The sequence below is a fragment of the Marisediminitalea alba genome, from assembly GCF_002993365.1.
Lineage (GTDB): Bacteria > Pseudomonadota > Gammaproteobacteria > Enterobacterales > Alteromonadaceae > Alteromonas > Alteromonas alba.
In genome coordinates, this window is record NZ_PVNP01000051.1 from 52,395 (window position 1) to 69,332 (window position 16,938).

The following is a 16,938-nucleotide window of genomic DNA, read 5'->3' on the forward strand; positions in this document are numbered from 1 at the left end:
AGAAGTTACCTTATGTCAGACCGCACACCGTCAACCGCTAAACCTCAGAATCAGGGGTTTCTGCCTAATCTGGCATTTAATATTGTCATCCCGGTGGTACTAATGAGCTATGCCAGCTCCGAAGAGTACTTAGGCCCGGCCTGGAGTATTGTGGCCGCACTGAGCTTTCCGCTGGGCTATGGTCTATGGGACTTAAAACAAAGCGGCAAGATTAACGGCTTTTCTGTACTCGGGATTGTCAGTGTGTTACTGACCGGAGGGATCAGTTTATTAAAGTTACCGGCAGAATATATTGCCATTAAAGAAGCCGCTATTCCGGCCCTGATAGGCATAGCTGTGCTGGTTACCCAGGCAACAGAAAAACCGCTGGTAAAGATGCTTATTCTTAACGATCAGATTATTAACTGGCCCAAATTGAATGAAGTGCTCGATCAGCAGAATAAGCAACCGCTGTTTAAGGAAAAAATCAGGCACTGCTCTTACATTGTTGCCGGTTCGTTTTTCTTATCCTCTACGCTTAACTATATCCTTGCCAAGGTCATTCTGGTGAGCGAACCGGGTACTACTGCCTATACTGAAGAGTTAGGGCGGATGACGGCATTGAGCTACCCGGTCATTGTTATCCCCTCCATGGTGTTACTGATTGCTGCACTGTGGTATCTGTTTAGCCAGATTGGCAAAATTACCGGTGAGGATATCGAGAGCTTTATTAATCAGTAATAAAACGGTTAGGGTGCAACTAATTACCTGATAAGGGCAGTCTGTCACACCTTCATCGCGCAATGAATTACTGCTCGATACCTTGCCTCAGCATCGGTTAATACACCCGCTTTATTTTCACTATGGCTACTGGTCCCTGCCAGTCATACATCGCCTGACTCAAATCGGCCTCACCATGGATCCCGGCAGACGGGAAAATATAGCCCTCGCCTAAATCCGTATCGGAAAAGGCTTCACCGCCACAGGTCGGCCCTGGAATAAAGGCACATTCTTCTGAGTTAGTTTCGGTGCCGGCGTCATACGCCATGGCCAGATAGGTTGTTTGAGCCCGCATACCAGAAGGGAGGTCAATAGCCTGAGCAGCAACAATATTATCGTTGGTGGGTAATAACATAGACACCAGACTTAGTTTATTTTTGCCACCTCGGGCGTCTATAGAGAGTGTCACCGACTCACCAGGGCCTAACAAACCATCTGAGCTAACCGTTTGATAAACCCCATTCGATGCATCGAGCTCAGCCTGAAGCCCGGCAGTATCTCCACCTTCAGCCACCCGCCCAAGTGCCTCAGAAGCTGGCGCTCCCAGCTCAAATAAGCTCACCCGTTTGTTATGCGTGGCCAACAGGAATGGCGTAAAACTAATTCCAGAAGTGACATTCTGAATAGTCACCTCATAGGATTTTGCCGCGGCCATAGCCGGTGCGGTAAAGGCCAGTACTGCAGGTACTACTAATGAAAACACTATTTTTTTCATTTTCTTTTTCTCCGTAAAAGTCAGTAAATAGGGGGGTAGCCTGAAACCGCATTGACTCCTCCCCCCGCCAAGGAAAAGACTAGAAGCTTTGTTTCACACCAAAATCACGGAATTATCACGAAATGATCACGGCTCAATAGTCGTCAACTGAGGTCTTGATAGAACTGTAAGATGTTTTCCCTGACATTTTCAGAATGGACACAAAAACCGAAAAAACTAACAAAAATAGTAACTTGACACCTGGTGTCGTATTGGTAACGTAAGCGTTACGGGTGAATAACGTCAGGAAAACGGGCAACTCCTGTTAGCTTTAAATCGAGCCAACGGAGACCCTTAATGCAATTGAAAATTAACGCAAATAAACTTAAACAGCTCAGAGAAAGCCGCTGCTGGTCTCAGCAACAGCTTGCTGATATGTCGGGGTTAAGTTTAAGAACAGTTCAGAGAATTGAAGCAAAATCAGTGGCGTCACAGGAAAGCGTAAAATGCCTAGGCGCCGTGTTTGATATTGGCATTACTGACCTGTTTGCTGACGATGCGTTTACTGACAATCCTGCACCAGACTCTCCGCAACCCGATAAGGAAGCGCTCTCTGCTCCCTCGTCGATTGAAAATGACCAGAATGAATCACCGCGAACTGAACAAGGCAAGCTGGAAATCAGGAAGTTACATATCGCATTTTGGATTGTACTCGCCAGTCACCTGTTCGGTTTTTACGGTATTTTTAGCGCCTTTGGCGAACAACGCATTGATGAATCCACATTTCAGCTGTTAAAAAATACGGTTTCCATTGCGCTGGTCATTTCCGCTATCGTTTATTTCTTTAAGCATAATCGCCTGAAGAAAAAATACGGGCTTGGCTCATCTTTACTTTAAACCACCATTAACAGGCAGATTGCGTATTGCTGCGCGCTTTGCCGTAGAAGGAAGAAAGATGAACACTCAACCACTCAGCGTAAAATCGTTAGTTATCGCATTTTTGATATATGTTGTTACCACTGTCATTCTGGCAGTGGTGCTGTCGGTATTCTGGCAATCCGGTATTGATACCACCGCCTACTCGCAGCAACAATTAATCGACATGGCTGCGCAGTCAAACCTGTTGACGATTGGCTCAATGATTATTGGCAGTTTGATGGCAGTAATTTGTGCTTATTTTATTACCCGGCGCACCGGTAGCGACGGCTATAAGCATGCTATGTATTTTGCCGGACTGCTAATCCTGTATGGCATCTTAGGCGTTTTCCTGCATCCCGAACACCACGTTATTCAACAGGCTGCCAAATTACTTGCACCTGCACCACTGTGTTTACTGGGTGCCAGGTTTGCATTAGCAAATATGAATAAAAAACACGATAAAATGTCGCACGGAGCGTGCGAATAAAGATAAATGACGAACAGGGGCCTGTTCGTCATCTTTTAACGGCTCAAAGATTCGCCTCTGAAATAACTATTGATTACTCACAGCGCCAGTCGGTTTCAAAATCGCACTGGCTTTTTTCTTCTTTGGGAGCTGGTGTGGTTTCTGTTTTCACCACTGGAGCGCGCTTAGGTAATAAACCAAACAGCTTTTTGGCGATATCGGTATTGTCGTACTGCCCGTAAAACTGACTGCTACCGGCCCCGAATGCAAATACTTCTACATCTACCCCGGTATGACCGGTGGTGGTCCAGCCTGTATTTGACCGGATATCGAGCAAAGCCTTAATACCAGCAAAGCGCGCTTTAAGGTCGCCCTGTTTTGCCAGTTCTACTACTTGCTGTTTTTCTTTGTCGTTTAGCTCAAAGCCCAGTGCATCGCTAACATACGCTACTGGCGAGTCCATCTCGACGATATTCTGAGCGATGGTCTCCGGCGATTGTTTTAGGTTTTGCAGCCATTCAGGTGCCCAGCGATATTCGCCGCGCGCACCAATAGTCAATCCGCCTGTACTGTGATCGGCAGTGAGGACCACCAGCGTATCCGGATGTTCTTCTACATAGCTGACCAGATACTCCAGAGCAAGGTTCAGATCATGCATTTCAGCCATTGCTGCGGCAATATCATTAGAGTGACCAGCCCAGTCTACCTGACTGGCTTCCACCAGCAGAAAGAAGCCCTTATCGTTCTCTAAGTGCTTGATCGCATGCTCAGTGAGATAAGCCAGACGATTTTTACGCAGGTCATCGAGTGCCCAGGGCAGGCCTACTTCGGCAAAGAGTCCCAGCACATTTTCGCCGGCAGGTAGCGTGGCAAGTTTGTTGTAAGTATCTACATAGGCATAGCCAGCGTCGATAAATTCGCCGGTAACATTACGGTCTTGGCGCTCAAAGTATTTTGTACCGCCGCCAAGCATCACATCGGCTACAAACTCACCATTGATGCGATCGTCAAAAAAACTGTCGGCCAGTTCATTATAGTTCTGGCGGCTTTCATTGTGCGCAACATATGACGCTGGCGTGGCGTGAACAATTTGTGATGTTACGGCAACACCGGTGCGCATCCCCAGCTGTTTAGCCCGTTGCAGAATAGACGTCACCGGCTTTTTATTTTTATCAACGCCGATGGCACCGTTATAACTTTTCACACCAGAAGCCAGCGCTGTTGCTGAGGCGGCCGAATCGGTGACAAAACCAGAAACCTGATCAGGATACGTACTGGCATTACCCACAAAAATATCGTCCAGCACAACACCTTCCACCTCTGGCGTGTCGGGGTTGTCACGGAAATTACGATAAGCCGTGGTATAGGCTGGCCCCATGCCGTCTGAAACGATCATAATAATATTTTTAGGCGTTGAAGGGAGTTGTTTCTGGGTATTAGCGGTATCGGTAGTATTCACACAAGCCGACAACGCAAACGTTGCGGCCACTGCCACAAGCAATTTCTGTCGCACGATAGGTTCCTTTTTGTAATCTTAATATATCGCAGTGTATCGCTGCTATCTTACATCCGCATGAAAAACAGATAAGATGTTAAAACAACAGGTTAATTTTATCTAATCCAGAGTATACCGATATCCGTACCGGATGCCCAAGCACCGGCTAAGCGTTTACAGCAACTCCCGCATGCGTTGCTGAACCACGTCAACCAGCATGTCTGGCTGAAATTTAGAGATAAAACGGTTACAACCTACTTTTTCAACCATGGCCTGATTAAAGCTACCGCTGAGCGAAGTATTCAGTGCAATAAATAAGTCTGCCATGCGCGGATCGGCTCGGACTTCCGCAGTTAACCGATAGCCGTCCATTTCGGGCATCTCGGCATCGGTAAACATCATCAAAATTTCATCGGTAACGGTTTTGCCTAAATCCGCCCACTCCTTCAGCAACATGAGAGCTTCAGCTCCATTGTGACATTCAAGAATGTGCAATCCGAGTTGTTCAAGGGTATCGCGAATTTGTTTGCGGGCTGTTGATGAATCATCGACGATGAGCACTTTTCGTCCTTTCAGGTGATCGACAACCTCATGATCAAGGATTTCTTCGGAGATTGAGACATCATATTCAATGATTTCGGCCAGCACTTTTTCCACATCGATAATCTCGACTAACTCTCGTTTACCCTGAATATCAATCTGAGTGATGGCGGTAAGAAAGTTTGTCTTACCGATGGATTTAGGCGGAGGCTGAATATCCTCCCAGGATGTATTAACAATACTGACCACATCACCAATCATAAACCCCTGCACAGAACGGTTATATTCGGTAATAATAACATTACGGTCGGTATTGCCATTCTCGGTGCTCACCGGGCGCATTCTAATGGCCTGCCGTAAGTCAATCACGGGGATTGTCAGCCCGCGGTAAATCGTTACACCCCGCAGATTACCATGGGTTCCGGGCATCATATTCATCTTCGGCACCGTGATGACTTCCTTAACCTTAAACACGTTGATAGCGTAGGTATGACGGGTTCCTAACCTGAACAACAATAACTCGAGGCGGTTTTCACCTACCAGCTTAGTTCGCTGATCAACTGACGAAAGTATTTCACTCATGATAAATGGCCTAACGAATATCCTTTCTTAATGATAGATTTTTTTTAATCACTTTGCGCGGAAAATCCTTAGTAATCACACTGTTCAGAATTCAAACACCAAACATTCACACAGATTATTACGATAATGAGGATTATATATTTCTGTTATTGGGCTCGCCGCTCTAGGATGAAATGGAAGTCGATGACAACCCAAGGGTGTTATCAGCAAAAGATTCATTCTATTTTCGGGAAGGAGAGACAGTCATGTCAGAATACCAAAATGCAATCGATCAGGTTGCCACGCTTAAGAGTCAATACAACGGTACTTGGGATGCCATCAGTCCAGATTTTGCTGCACGTATGGTTGTTCAAAACCGCTTCAAAACCGGTTTAGACGTTGCTAAATATACGGCAAAAATTATGCGTCAGGACATGGCCGAGTACGATGCAGACTGTACTCAATACACGCAATCTTTAGGTTGCTGGCACGGGTTTGTTGGTCAGCAGAAAATGCTGTCTGTGAAGAAACATCAGGGCACTACCAGTAAGAGCTATCTTTATCTGTCTGGCTGGATGGTTGCCGCACTGCGTTCTGAGTTCGGCCCACTGCCGGATCAGTCAATGCACGAGAAAACCTCAGTTGCCTCATTAATCGAAGAACTGTACACCTTCCTGCGTCAGGCTGACGCTCGTGAACTGGGTGATCTGTTCAAGCAGTTAGATGCGGCTAAAGCAAACGGTGGTGATGTAGCCGCTATCCAGGCCCAAATTGACAACTACGAAACACACGTTGTGCCAATCATTGCCGACATCGACGCCGGTTTCGGTAACGAAGAAGCCACCTATCTGTTAGCGAAGAAAATGATCGAAGCGGGTGCGTGCTGTATCCAAATCGAAAACCAGGTATCTGATGCCAAGCAGTGTGGTCACCAGGACGGTAAAGTAACCGTTCCTCACGAAGACTTCCTGGCGAAAATCAACGCGGTTCGTTATGCCTTCTTAGAGCTGGGTGTAGACGACGGTGTAATTGTTGCCCGTACTGACTCATTAGGTGCTGGCCTGACGCAGAAGATCCCGGTATCTACCAGCGAAGGCGACCTGGCTTCTCAGTACAACGCGTTCCTGCAAACTACACCGGTTACTTCAGTAGACGAGCTGAACGAAGGTGACCTGGTACTGAAGCAAAACGGCGAACTGGTTAAGCCTGAGCGTCTGCCTAACGGCCTGTTCCGCTTCAAGCCTGACACTGGTGTAGCGCGTTGTGTACTCGACTGTATCACCAGTCTGCAAAACGGTGCTGACCTGCTGTGGATTGAAACTGAAAAACCACACGTACGTCAGATTGGCGACATGGTTGACCAAATCCGTGAGGTTATCCCGAATGCGAAGCTGGTTTACAACAACTCGCCGTCATTCAACTGGACACTGAGCTTCCGTCAACAGGTATTTGATGCCTGGACTGAAGCAGGTAAAGACGTATCAGCGTACGACCGCGCTAACCTGATGTCTGCAGAGTACGATGAAAGTGAATTAGCCGCCGAAGCGGATGCGAAGATCCAGAGCTTCCAGGCTGACGGTGCTCGTGAAGCAGGTATCTTCCACCACCTGATCACACTGCCTACTTACCACACTGCTGCGCTGTCTACTGACAACCTGGCGAAAGGTTACTTCGGTGAAGAAGGCATGCTGGCTTACGTGAAAGGCGTACAGCGTCAGGAAATCCGTCAGGGTCTGGCGTGCGTTAAGCACCAGGCGATGGCCGGCTCTGACTTAGGTGATACTCACAAAGAGTACTTCTCTGGTGAGCAGGCGCTTAAAGCAAGTGGTAAAGACAACACCATGAACCAGTTCGACTAATTCGACTCATTCCCAACTGAAACAAGTCGATTCATGTTAAGCCTCCTTCGGGAGGCTTTTTTTATCACCAAGCGAGCTTAAATATTGGTCGTTTTATCGGTTTTATTCACCATAATTATTTATTTTAAATCATTCACAAAACACATCCGCATTTCAAAAAATCAACATTAAGTATAAACATCAGTAACTTAACCTTAAACCGGCAATAAAGCACTACGACCAAAGGCCTATCTGACATCCACTCAGACTATGAGTATAATAGCGGCGTTTAATAAAACTAATACAGGCTATTACAGTTATGAATATTGCAAAGGTTGATTTGAATTTATTGGTGTATCTGGATGTCCTTTTGCGAGAAGGCAGTGTAACCCGCGCCGCAAATCAGCTTAGCATTACCCAGCCGGCAATGAGTAATGGCCTTAAACGCCTGCGTGATTTATTTAAAGATCCGCTGTTGGTGCGCACCAGTGATGGTATGACACCTACCAAGCGCGCACTTGAACTGCAACCGGTCATTCGCGATGTACTCAGTAAGCTGGAAAGCTCTATTCAGCCGGAAACCGACTTCAACCCGGCCACCAGTGCCCGCACATTTCGTATAATGACCAGTGACTATGCTGAATCTACTCTGCTACTGGAACTTCTTGGCAGGCTGGCCGACTGTGCACCCAATATCACGCTGGATTTAATTACCCCGAGCGACGTTACCTTCCACGATGTGGAACAGGGTAAAGTGGATATGGCCATAAACCGCTTTGACGAATTGCCGCTGTCATTCCACCAGAAAGTGATTTGGTACGATAACTTCGCCTGTGTAATGAATAAAAAGCATCCCCTCGCCAGCCATTATGATTTAGAAACCTATCTGAAAGCGCAACATATCTGGGTCAGCAAAACCGGCTTTGGTGTGGGTGTCGGCATCGACCCCAATGAAGTACAAAAACTGGGCTGGGTTGATGCGGAGCTCACCAAACTCGGCAAACAACGTGATATCCGGGTATTCACCCGTCACTATCATGCCGCTTTGCAAATTGCCAAACGCCAGAGCCTGATCGCTACACTGCCAAGCAAAGCCGCTAAGATATTTACCGATGATCCGGATATCGTACTGCGCGAACCGCCGTTTGATATCCCGCCCATTGCACTCAAAATGGCCTGGAGTGCCCTGCTCCATCATGATGCCGGGCATATCTGGCTGCGTCGCCTGATCGGTGATGTGGCGGCAGAAATGCAATAGCTCACCTGATACCCTATTTAAGCGGTTTACCGGCGCAATGCCGGTAAACCCTGCTCAGTCAGCGCGCCAAATATTCACGCTACTTATGACAGCAATAAAAACCATAAACTAAAAATTTACCTCGCATCCCTCTAGACTGGAGGCTACTAACCGTAGACAGGGGACTTCTATGCAGGATTATATTCAGCGCGGCCGAATGCAGGTTGCGAAGATTTTAGACAAGTTTATTAATGAGCAAGCATTACCTGGCTCCGGCGTTGAGGAAACTGGCTTCTGGCAGGGTTTCGAGGCCATTCTGGATGAATTTGTTGGTCAGAACAAAGCTTTGCTGAACACACGTGACGAGCTGCAAGCCAAAATTGATGATTATCATAAAGCAGGCAATTCACCTACCGGCGCGCAGTACAAAATGTTTTTACAGGAAATTGGCTATTTACAGCCTGAGCCTGAAGACTTCTCCATTGAAACTGACAACGTCGATGCCGAAATGGCCACTATGGCGGGTCCGCAGTTAGTGGTTCCCATTAACAATGCCCGCTATGCCCTGAATGCCGCGAATGCGCGCTGGGGCAGTTTGTATGATGCCCTGTATGGTACTGATGTGATCAGCACCGACGGCGGAGCTGAAATCAGCAAAACGTTTAATCCGGTACGTGGCGAGAAAGTCATTCAGACTGCCCGGGAATGGCTCGACACCATGCTGCCATTATCTACCGGCAGTCATCAGCAGGCCGTTGGCTACGCCATAGATGGCAATAACATAGCTGTAAAATTAGCTGACGGTGATGTTGCCACGTTGGCTGACAGCGCCCAGTGGCAAGGCTATCAGGGTTCTGCCGAAGCACCTACAGCATTGTTATTTGTGCACAATGGCTTACATTTTGAAATCCAGATAGATAATTCTCACCCGATCGGAAAGACAGATCCGGCGGGTGTTAAAGACATTCTGGTTGAAGCAGCCTTAACCACCATTATGGACTGTGAAGACTCTGTTGCCGCCGTAGATGCTGAAGATAAAACCCTGGTCTATTCAAACTGGCTCGGGCTGATGAAAGGCACGCTGAACATCGAGATGCAAAAAGGCGATAAAACCTTTGAGCGTAAAATGAATCCGGACCGGGAATACACTTCACCATCCGGCGCTAGTTTAACGTTGTCGGGCCGTAGTCTGATGTTTGTCCGTAATGTGGGGCATCTGATGACCAACGACGCCATTTTGTTCGACGGTGAGGAAGTACCAGAAGGCATTATGGATGGGGTAATCACCTCACTGATTGCTAAACATGACCTGTTAGGTAACAGCACCTTTAAGAATACCCGTACCGGCAGTATCTATATTGTTAAGCCTAAAATGCATGGCCCTGATGAGGTCGCCTTCAGCAACGCGCTGTTTGGCCGCATTGAGGAAGTGGTTGGGCTGGAACCCTTCACCCTTAAAATGGGTATTATGGACGAAGAGCGCCGCACCAGTGTAAACCTGAAAGCTTGTATTGCGGCGGCTAAACAGCGCACCGTGTTTATTAATACCGGCTTTTTAGACCGTACCGGCGACGAAATTCACACATCAATGCTGGCAGGCCCCTTTGCAGACAAAGCCAGCCTGAAAGCCATGAAATGGATCCAGGCCTACGAGAAAGCTAACGTAAGCACCGGCCTGGCCTGTGGCTTATCCGGCAAAGCTCAGATTGGTAAAGGCATGTGGCCGATACCGGATCAAATGGCGCAAATGATGGAAGCGAAAATTGGCCATCCTAAATCCGGTGCCAATACGGCCTGGGTGCCCTCGCCTACCGCCGCAACACTGCACGCACTTCACTACCATCAGGTAGACGTATTTGGTTTGCAAAAAGAACTCGCCAGTGAGCGCTTTGATGGTATTGATGACATTATTACCCTGCCATTACTCGAAGATCCATCGTCGCTGACAGAGCAACAAATCCAGCGCGAAGTGGACAATAACGTGCAGGGTATTCTGGGCTATGTTGTACGTTGGGTTCACCAGGGTGTTGGTTGCTCTAAAGTACCAGATATCAATGATGTCGGTTTAATGGAAGACCGTGCAACGCTGCGTATTTCCAGCCAACACCTGGCTAACTGGCTGGCTCACGGCATTATCTCTGAAGAGATGGTAAAAGCCTCGCTGGAACGCATGGCCAAACTGGTTGATGAACAAAATGCTAACGATCCACAATACATTGCAATGACCCCGGATACCGCTAATTCAATCGGCTTCCAGGCTGCCAGCGAACTTATCTTTAAAGGTAAAGAACAGCCTAGTGGTTACACTGAGCCCTTATTGCATCAAAAGCGTAAAGAAATGAAAGCGGCACTGCGCAACCGTTAAGCATTACTTATCTTCTTATGAGTAAAGCAGGCCTGAGGCCTGCTTTCTTTTTTTAAGCCGGCGGATAAGCGCTGGACTGGCTTATTTTATTCCTTAAAAAAGATTAAAAATCCAGCGTTATTAGTAAATTGGTATATGCTAATAACATCGGAAATTTTTAAAAGACGCTATGGCAACACAACAAATCGTGCCCATTTTTTCTGGTGGCGGTACCCGACTGCTTGCCCACATCGGTATTCTCAAAGCACTAGAGGAATTAGAAGTAAATTTTAATTCATTAGTCGGAATTTCCGGTGGCTCGATAGTGGCTTCGCTGCACAGTTATGGGATGACAAATAAAGCCCTGTACGATCTGGCTGTAAATACCGACTTCAGACAATTCCGTGACTTTTCAATCTTCAGGTTACTCCGCCATGGCGGCCTGTCATCCGGGATAAAATTTGAACAATGGATGGATCAGCAACTCGATGGCATGACATTTTCTGAAGCGCCCATCCCGCTCCATATTCTGGCCACCGACGTTAATGGCGGCGGACCAGTGATATTCAGCAAGGAAACCAGCCCGAATATGAAGGTTTCACATGCAGTGCGCTGCTCCATGTCTATTCCGCTTTTATTCAGTTACACCGTATATGAACAACACTTACTGGTGGATGGTGCGATATTATCTGAAGATGCGCTATTCAGGGACTGGCAGCAGGATGGAACCCCGAACATCTGTTTCCGACTCCGCAGTGAAGCCCGAGAACAGCCGTTTAATCCTAAACGGCGGTTTGTGTTACCGCAGTATATAGGCATGCTTATTCGCACTTTTATGACCGCGCTGTCACGCGAGTACGTTCACGCCGAGTACTGGCATAATACGCTGGTAATTAATACCGGTACAGCTTCCTCGGTAGACTTTGATATGTCTTACGAGGATAAACTGTGTTTATTTAAGCAAGGCTATGAAACAGCGATGAACTTCTTACCGGTCAAACTCAGCAAGCTCAATACATCTCAGCCGAGCGCCGGCTAAAACTTTCGGCCCGCCTCACACCTGATAATATTCACGATACCATTTAACGAATTCACCGATCCCATGTTCAATACCAATCGTTGGACGGTATCCGGTATCTTTCACCAGGCTTGCCACATCGGCATAAGTGTCGGGAACATCGCCTGGTTGCATGGGCAGTAATTCTTTATTGGCGGTCATTCCCAGCGCTTTCTCCAGAGTTTCGATGAAGTTAAGCAGGTTTACCGGGTTTTGCGCGCCAATATTATACACCCTCCAGGGCGCCTTACTGGTAGCCGGGTTGGGTGTCGTACCCTGCCAGTTTTCATCGGCCTGAGCGGGGCGGTCCAGCGTGCGGATAATGCCTTCTACGATATCATCGATGTAGGTGAAATCGCGGTGATGGTTACCGTAGTTGTATACCTGAATGGTTTCGCCGGCCAGTATGGCTTTAGTAAATTTAAACAGCGCCATATCCGGTCTTCCCCAGGGGCCATATACGGTGAAAAAGCGCAGGCCAGTAGTGGGCAATCCATACAGGTGGCTGTAGGTGTGAGCCATCAGTTCATTGGCTTTTTTGCTGGCCGCATAAAGACTTACCGGGTGATCAACATTGTGCTTCTCTGAAAATGGCATGGTTTCATTAGCGCCATATACTGAACTGGAAGATGCATAAACCAAATGCTCAACCTTATTATGCCGGCATCCCTCAAGTATATTCATAAAGCCAACCAGGTTGGCATCAACATAGGCATGAGGATTTTCGATGGAATAACGCACCCCGGCCTGGGCGGCAAGATGCACGACGCGGTCAAACTTTTCATTAGCAAAAAGTTCGGTACAAGTATCACGCTCCTCAACGCCCATTTTCTGAAAGCGAAAACTACCGGTGAATTCCGCAGACTCAAGCTGACTCAGGCGGCCATACTTAAGATTTATATCGTAATAGTCATTGATATTGTCGATGCCGACTACATCATCTCCACGTTGCGCCAGGTATCGGCTTACCGCTGAACCAATAAACCCGGCGGCACCGGTGACCAGAACTTTCATGTAATTCTCCGCTTGATAGTAAGTTTCGATTTAACGCTTGAATGCGGCGCCTAAATCGACCGGTTTCGCATCTGCCGTGGAGTCACCGCGAAGCCAGTTATGTATACCTAACCACAGTTTAATAGAAAAATGCTTAACGAGTACAGTAAACGGCATTTTAATACTGTGGCCGCGTACAAATACCATAAATCTCGCTAAACCCGAACGCACTGAGTGTAATGCAGGATGCGCTGGTATCAAAGCGTATTTATAGGTTCGTGTCAGTAGCTTTACTTTAATACGCTGAAACATTCCTTGTGGCTGGCCGATGGAATAAGTGGTTTTGAACCAGTGGTTTAGCAACGTCACTACCACCTTTAACTCTTTCTCGAAATGACTTGCAACGGCTAGCTGTTCAACCCGCAGCCAGAACGCATCACTATCATATTGCTGGGCCAGGCACTTTAAATCCACTATATCGCGGAAACCATACACGACTTCTTCATTTAGCATCAGGTGGATAATGCTATGCATAAACATTGCCGCGGGTTCAAGGGTATACAGCCCGCACTCCTGACGCCTCACTCCCAGCCAGAACTCCTCTAGCGGTGGCGCCTTGCCACTAACAGGCAAAAACAGATTGTGGTGCAGATCGAGCACCGTCCCTCGGGTAAGATGATAGAGAGGCGGAATTTCGTGAGCATATTCACGATAATATTTATCGTCGTAGTCAGTGATTATTTTGTGATACCAGAAGTTATCCAGCAGTACAGTCTCACTGGTTGCCAACGCCCCCTCTTTAACTAACAAATCAATATCCGAACATAACCGGCCCGGCGCATTATTGGTTGCCGCAACAATATAGGCTGCGCCTTTTAGGAAAACCGGCGTCACACCCTGGGCCATTAACACGTCATGGATTTCCTGCCCCTCATGGAACACCTGGTCATTTTGTCGTTGGGCATAAACCATGGCCGCGCTCAGATGAGCCTGAACCTGCCCGGGAATACTGTCCCAGGTCCCTGAGTCGCGTAAAACAAAGGCTAAATAAGCTTCAAGACGTGAAGTTTTCAGCACAAACAACATAGATTCCCACTCTTGAAGTGAGCGATGGGTAAGCTGCTCAGGCGAATTAATCGCCTGGACAAGGTCTTCAAAGCTGAATTTATGCGCCATGCCCGACCACCTCATCCAATAAAAACTCGTCCATAAAGTCCAGATTGCTATAGTGCACCTCAAACACCTTCACTTTATCAATTAAGCGCCAGACCGTGTCGAAGGCCTGATACCCTAACACATGATAATTAAAGGCATGTTGGCACAACTCTTCAAACACCTGCGATTTGGCGATAGTGTAATACCGCTCTTCTGACAAGCCGCCATCGTACTTAGGGAACACTATCCCGGCTATCTCGACAGACTCCAAGCGGGAATAGTCCGCCCAGGTCTGAAACTTAGCATGAGCTACATCGCCCTTCGCCGTATCACTGCAAACCTTTGTAATCGTTGCATCCGGTTGCCAGGATCTCACCAGTTCAATAGAACGGTTTTTGATACACGCCGGCCGATAAAGTGGCTCCGCGGTAAGAGAATCGGTATTGATGACTGCCATTTCATCCGAGTAGAGCTTCCAGCCGTTAATGGCTAACCAGCAGGATAAGGTACTTTTTCCCGAGCCGGGAAGTGCGGGAAATAAAACCGCTTGGTTATTTTTTACCAGTACCGCTGAATGCAGTAGCAAATGGTTGAAATCATGCGTGGCCAGGCACCAGTTAAGCCCCCACTCCAGCAATGCATAGGCCTGGGAAAAGGGTAAAGGTTTAAACGGGATCTGGGTATTACTTTCAAATACGATTTGCGGCCGGAAAAATTTACGGACAATGCTACCCGGAGCCAGGCTGACGGTGAAATCAGACATTTCTTTTGGCTGACAGTCACCGTAAATTTGCTTGAGTGCCTGGCTTATTGAAGATGGGTAGTTGTTTAATTTTGCCTGAAACAGGCCCATGTTAATAAAAAATGGCTTCACACGCGTACCAATAAACCCCGTGCTTCGAGCTCATTAACTGTGGCTAGCTGCCCATCATGAAAATGATCAATAAACTCATCGACTGACATTTCATCAGAGGGTTTAGCAAGATTAATGGCACGCTTTAAAGGTTGGTGTACAAAGAAGGTTTGGCATGTCCGGGCAGAAAAAAAAGCTAACCCGGACAAATCGCTAAAGTTTCGGCAATATACGCTGTCTTTGAGCCTAATTACCGCCAATTCCATGACTTACCTGACTTACCTTTATCCTTGTCTTTACCTCCAGAGCAAGCTTCGTCAAAAACGTCACTGAACCGGAATTCAAAGGTCGACTGGATAATCTGGCTGTGTCCATCCGTATAGCCCAGTTGAGAGTCAGTCATCTCCATACCGCCACTTTGCTTAATCTCAACCATTTTTGCCATCACGACTTGCGCGGTTTGCTGAGCAGCGACATGATCCAATGGTGAATTAACGCCATTGTACAAACCATAATAAACATTGAGGTACACAACAGCTGTATGCTTGAGAATATTTTTTCTGTTTGAAGGTAGGCCTGTACCTGACAAAGCAGCTAACAATGTAGGTGTTGTGTCATAAGCACTGTCCGAATCGTAGATGTATTTCGCAGCCGCTTCACTTAATGTAATCTCAGTATTTTCAATGAGGTCATTAACATGGGTTCTCATGGCTTCAATTCGAGCAGTTAACAAACATTCATCGTCGTCAGACAAACCGTATCTTAACTGAGGGAACACAGAAGCAGCAGACTTCGAATTATGTCCCGGCATCCAAGTATTACCCTGAATCCATGAGCCTGGTGAACGGCCACCCGCGGGCATTTGAACCGTACTACATTGGCCAGCCGAACCGCCGCCATTTTGTGACAGGTTCCCTGACATAACACCTGATACTGAACATGCACCCCATACTGATTTCATTGGAAGTGACGATACCGCCACACCAGCACCGGCTTTCTTTATAAACTGACGACGTTTTGTTACTGATGATTGATTTTGTTCAATACCCATACTGATAACCTTTGTCTTCCATTGAAAAGCTGCCTACGAACCATATGCAGACCAATTTTAAAGCATAATGAATAAATCGTGCCAATTATTTAACACTATGATCGTAAATACTTTTTATTATTGCAGGGTACTAATTACTGCCCTTTTGTAAAAATTACCGACAGTAACAATCAGACGCCCTCTCACCTAGAGCGCTATATTAGACTTTGCTGCGAGCTTTCGCAAATGTATAACCGGAATAGCGTATGAGATTCCAGACGGTTTGCTCAGTACAGACTCTTTGGTCTCGGCTACAAATACCTTGTTTATGACGCCAACCACTACGCCGGAGTCACTCAGATACATTGGGCTGCCACTATTTCCCGGGTAGGCAGTCGCATCCAACTGATAGATCAGAAATACCTTTTTTAATCTATCAAGCATATTAATAGAGAGCTGATCGGAACTGCGCGCCGGAATAGCATCAGGGGTTATCGCGGCAATCATGCCTCGATGGGTTGCAGGGTACAGCCCCAAAACAGCACCAATAGGAAACCCGGTGAAAGCAATGTGAGTGCCTTCTGGAACAAAGTCATCAGAAGCTACTTTCAGTGGAGTCAATTTAGTGTCTATTTTCAGAATGGCCAGATCATGAGCAGGGTCAATATCAACTACCTCAGCACGAAACGTTTTGGTATTTTTCGCGTTACCGGCATAAACAGAGCGGTACTGCACTACATCCGGATTCAGAGGCGTTGATACAACGTGATAGTTGGTGGCAATATAATGGCCATCGCCAATAACGAACCCCGTCCCTTGTAATTGATTCGCCGGCGAGTTCATCGGCGTTGTTATGCCTACCCCGACCACAGAAGGTTTCACTTGTTTTATCACCTCCACCATCGACTGATTCGCCTCAAGAGTGGTTGACAAAAAGATAAATAACAAAAACAGACAGATATTCTTCATTGCAACTCGCTTTTAAATCATTGACTATA

The 16,938-nt window shown here is 47.1% G+C and carries 15 protein-coding genes; 7 read left to right on the top strand and 8 right to left on the bottom strand.

Annotated elements, in window-relative coordinates; genetic code table 11:
* Window positions 1-12: 12 nt before the first annotated feature.
* Window positions 13-720: a VC0807 family protein gene (locus tag C6Y40_RS06455; RefSeq protein WP_105933874.1), complete on the top strand. Its 708-nt coding sequence runs from the start codon at window positions 13-15 to the stop codon at window positions 718-720.
* Between the two features lie 97 nt (window positions 721-817).
* On the opposite strand, the gene C6Y40_RS06460 is transcribed toward C6Y40_RS06455, so the two are convergent.
* Window positions 818-1,474: a spondin domain-containing protein gene (locus C6Y40_RS06460; protein WP_105933875.1), complete on the bottom strand. Its 657-nt coding sequence runs from the start codon at window positions 1,472-1,474 to the stop codon at window positions 818-820.
* Between the two features lie 336 nt (window positions 1,475-1,810).
* Between C6Y40_RS06460 and C6Y40_RS06465 the strand changes: the two genes are divergently transcribed.
* Both C6Y40_RS06465 and C6Y40_RS06470 read left to right on the top strand, forming a co-directional pair.
* Window positions 1,811-2,350 carry a helix-turn-helix transcriptional regulator gene (locus C6Y40_RS06465; RefSeq protein ID WP_105933876.1) on the top strand — a complete coding sequence of 180 codons (540 nt, stop codon included), beginning with the start codon at window positions 1,811-1,813 and terminating at the stop codon, window positions 2,348-2,350.
* Between the two features lie 58 nt (window positions 2,351-2,408).
* Window positions 2,409-2,858: a hypothetical protein gene (locus tag C6Y40_RS06470; protein WP_105933877.1), complete on the top strand. Its 450-nt coding sequence runs from the start codon at window positions 2,409-2,411 to the stop codon at window positions 2,856-2,858.
* A 73-nt stretch (window positions 2,859-2,931) separates the two neighbouring features.
* Here the strand turns inward: C6Y40_RS06470 and C6Y40_RS06475 are convergent, their stop codons facing one another.
* Both C6Y40_RS06475 and C6Y40_RS06480 read right to left on the bottom strand, forming a co-directional pair.
* Entirely contained in the window at window positions 2,932-4,350 is a 1,419-nt protein-coding gene (locus C6Y40_RS06475) for an alkaline phosphatase (protein ID WP_420836929.1), read from the bottom strand.
* A 156-nt stretch (window positions 4,351-4,506) separates the two neighbouring features.
* Entirely contained in the window at window positions 4,507-5,454 is a 948-nt protein-coding gene (locus C6Y40_RS06480; protein WP_170308422.1) for a chemotaxis protein CheV, read from the bottom strand.
* 245 nt (window positions 5,455-5,699) lie between these two features.
* On the opposite strand from C6Y40_RS06480, the gene C6Y40_RS06485 reads away from it, so the two are divergent.
* From C6Y40_RS06485 to C6Y40_RS06500, 4 genes are all read left to right on the top strand, one after another.
* The gene (locus tag C6Y40_RS06485; RefSeq protein WP_105933879.1) at window positions 5,700-7,292 is read left to right on the top strand and encodes an isocitrate lyase; all 1,593 of its coding nucleotides are present in this window, start codon (window positions 5,700-5,702) and stop codon (window positions 7,290-7,292) included.
* Between the two features lie 298 nt (window positions 7,293-7,590).
* Entirely contained in the window at window positions 7,591-8,529 is a 939-nt protein-coding gene (locus C6Y40_RS06490; RefSeq protein ID WP_105933880.1) for a LysR family transcriptional regulator, read from the top strand.
* Between the two features lie 169 nt (window positions 8,530-8,698).
* Window positions 8,699-10,873 carry a malate synthase G gene (locus C6Y40_RS06495; protein ID WP_105933881.1) on the top strand — a complete coding sequence of 725 codons (2,175 nt, stop codon included), beginning with the start codon at window positions 8,699-8,701 and terminating at the stop codon, window positions 10,871-10,873.
* Between the two features lie 169 nt (window positions 10,874-11,042).
* Window positions 11,043-11,891 (top strand): patatin-like phospholipase family protein, encoded by an 849-nt coding sequence (locus C6Y40_RS06500; RefSeq protein ID WP_105933882.1) that lies wholly within the window; start codon window positions 11,043-11,045, stop codon window positions 11,889-11,891.
* A gap of 15 nt (window positions 11,892-11,906) precedes the next feature.
* Here the strand turns inward: C6Y40_RS06500 and C6Y40_RS06505 are convergent, their stop codons facing one another.
* The 5 genes from C6Y40_RS06505 to C6Y40_RS06530 form a co-directional block, all read right to left on the bottom strand.
* Entirely contained in the window at window positions 11,907-12,923 is a 1,017-nt protein-coding gene (locus C6Y40_RS06505; RefSeq protein ID WP_105933883.1) for an NAD-dependent epimerase, read from the bottom strand.
* A 30-nt stretch (window positions 12,924-12,953) separates the two neighbouring features.
* Complete coding sequence (locus C6Y40_RS06510; RefSeq protein ID WP_170308423.1) at window positions 12,954-14,078, bottom strand: nucleotidyltransferase domain-containing protein; 1,125 nt, start codon at window positions 14,076-14,078, stop codon at window positions 12,954-12,956.
* Window positions 14,068-14,931 carry an HprK-related kinase A gene (locus C6Y40_RS06515; RefSeq protein WP_240621863.1) on the bottom strand — a complete coding sequence of 288 codons (864 nt, stop codon included), beginning with the start codon at window positions 14,929-14,931 and terminating at the stop codon, window positions 14,068-14,070. Before C6Y40_RS06515 ends, C6Y40_RS06510 begins: the two co-directional genes overlap by 11 nt.
* Before the next feature lie 229 nt (window positions 14,932-15,160).
* Window positions 15,161-15,961, bottom strand: coding sequence for a hypothetical protein (locus C6Y40_RS06525; RefSeq protein ID WP_105933886.1), 801 nt, complete (start codon window positions 15,959-15,961; stop codon window positions 15,161-15,163).
* Window positions 15,962-16,147: 186 nt separating this feature from the next.
* On the bottom strand, window positions 16,148-16,909 hold the full coding sequence (locus C6Y40_RS06530; protein ID WP_170308424.1) for a S1 family peptidase: 762 nt from the start codon (window positions 16,907-16,909) through the stop codon (window positions 16,148-16,150).
* Between the last annotated feature and the right edge of the window lie 29 nt (window positions 16,910-16,938).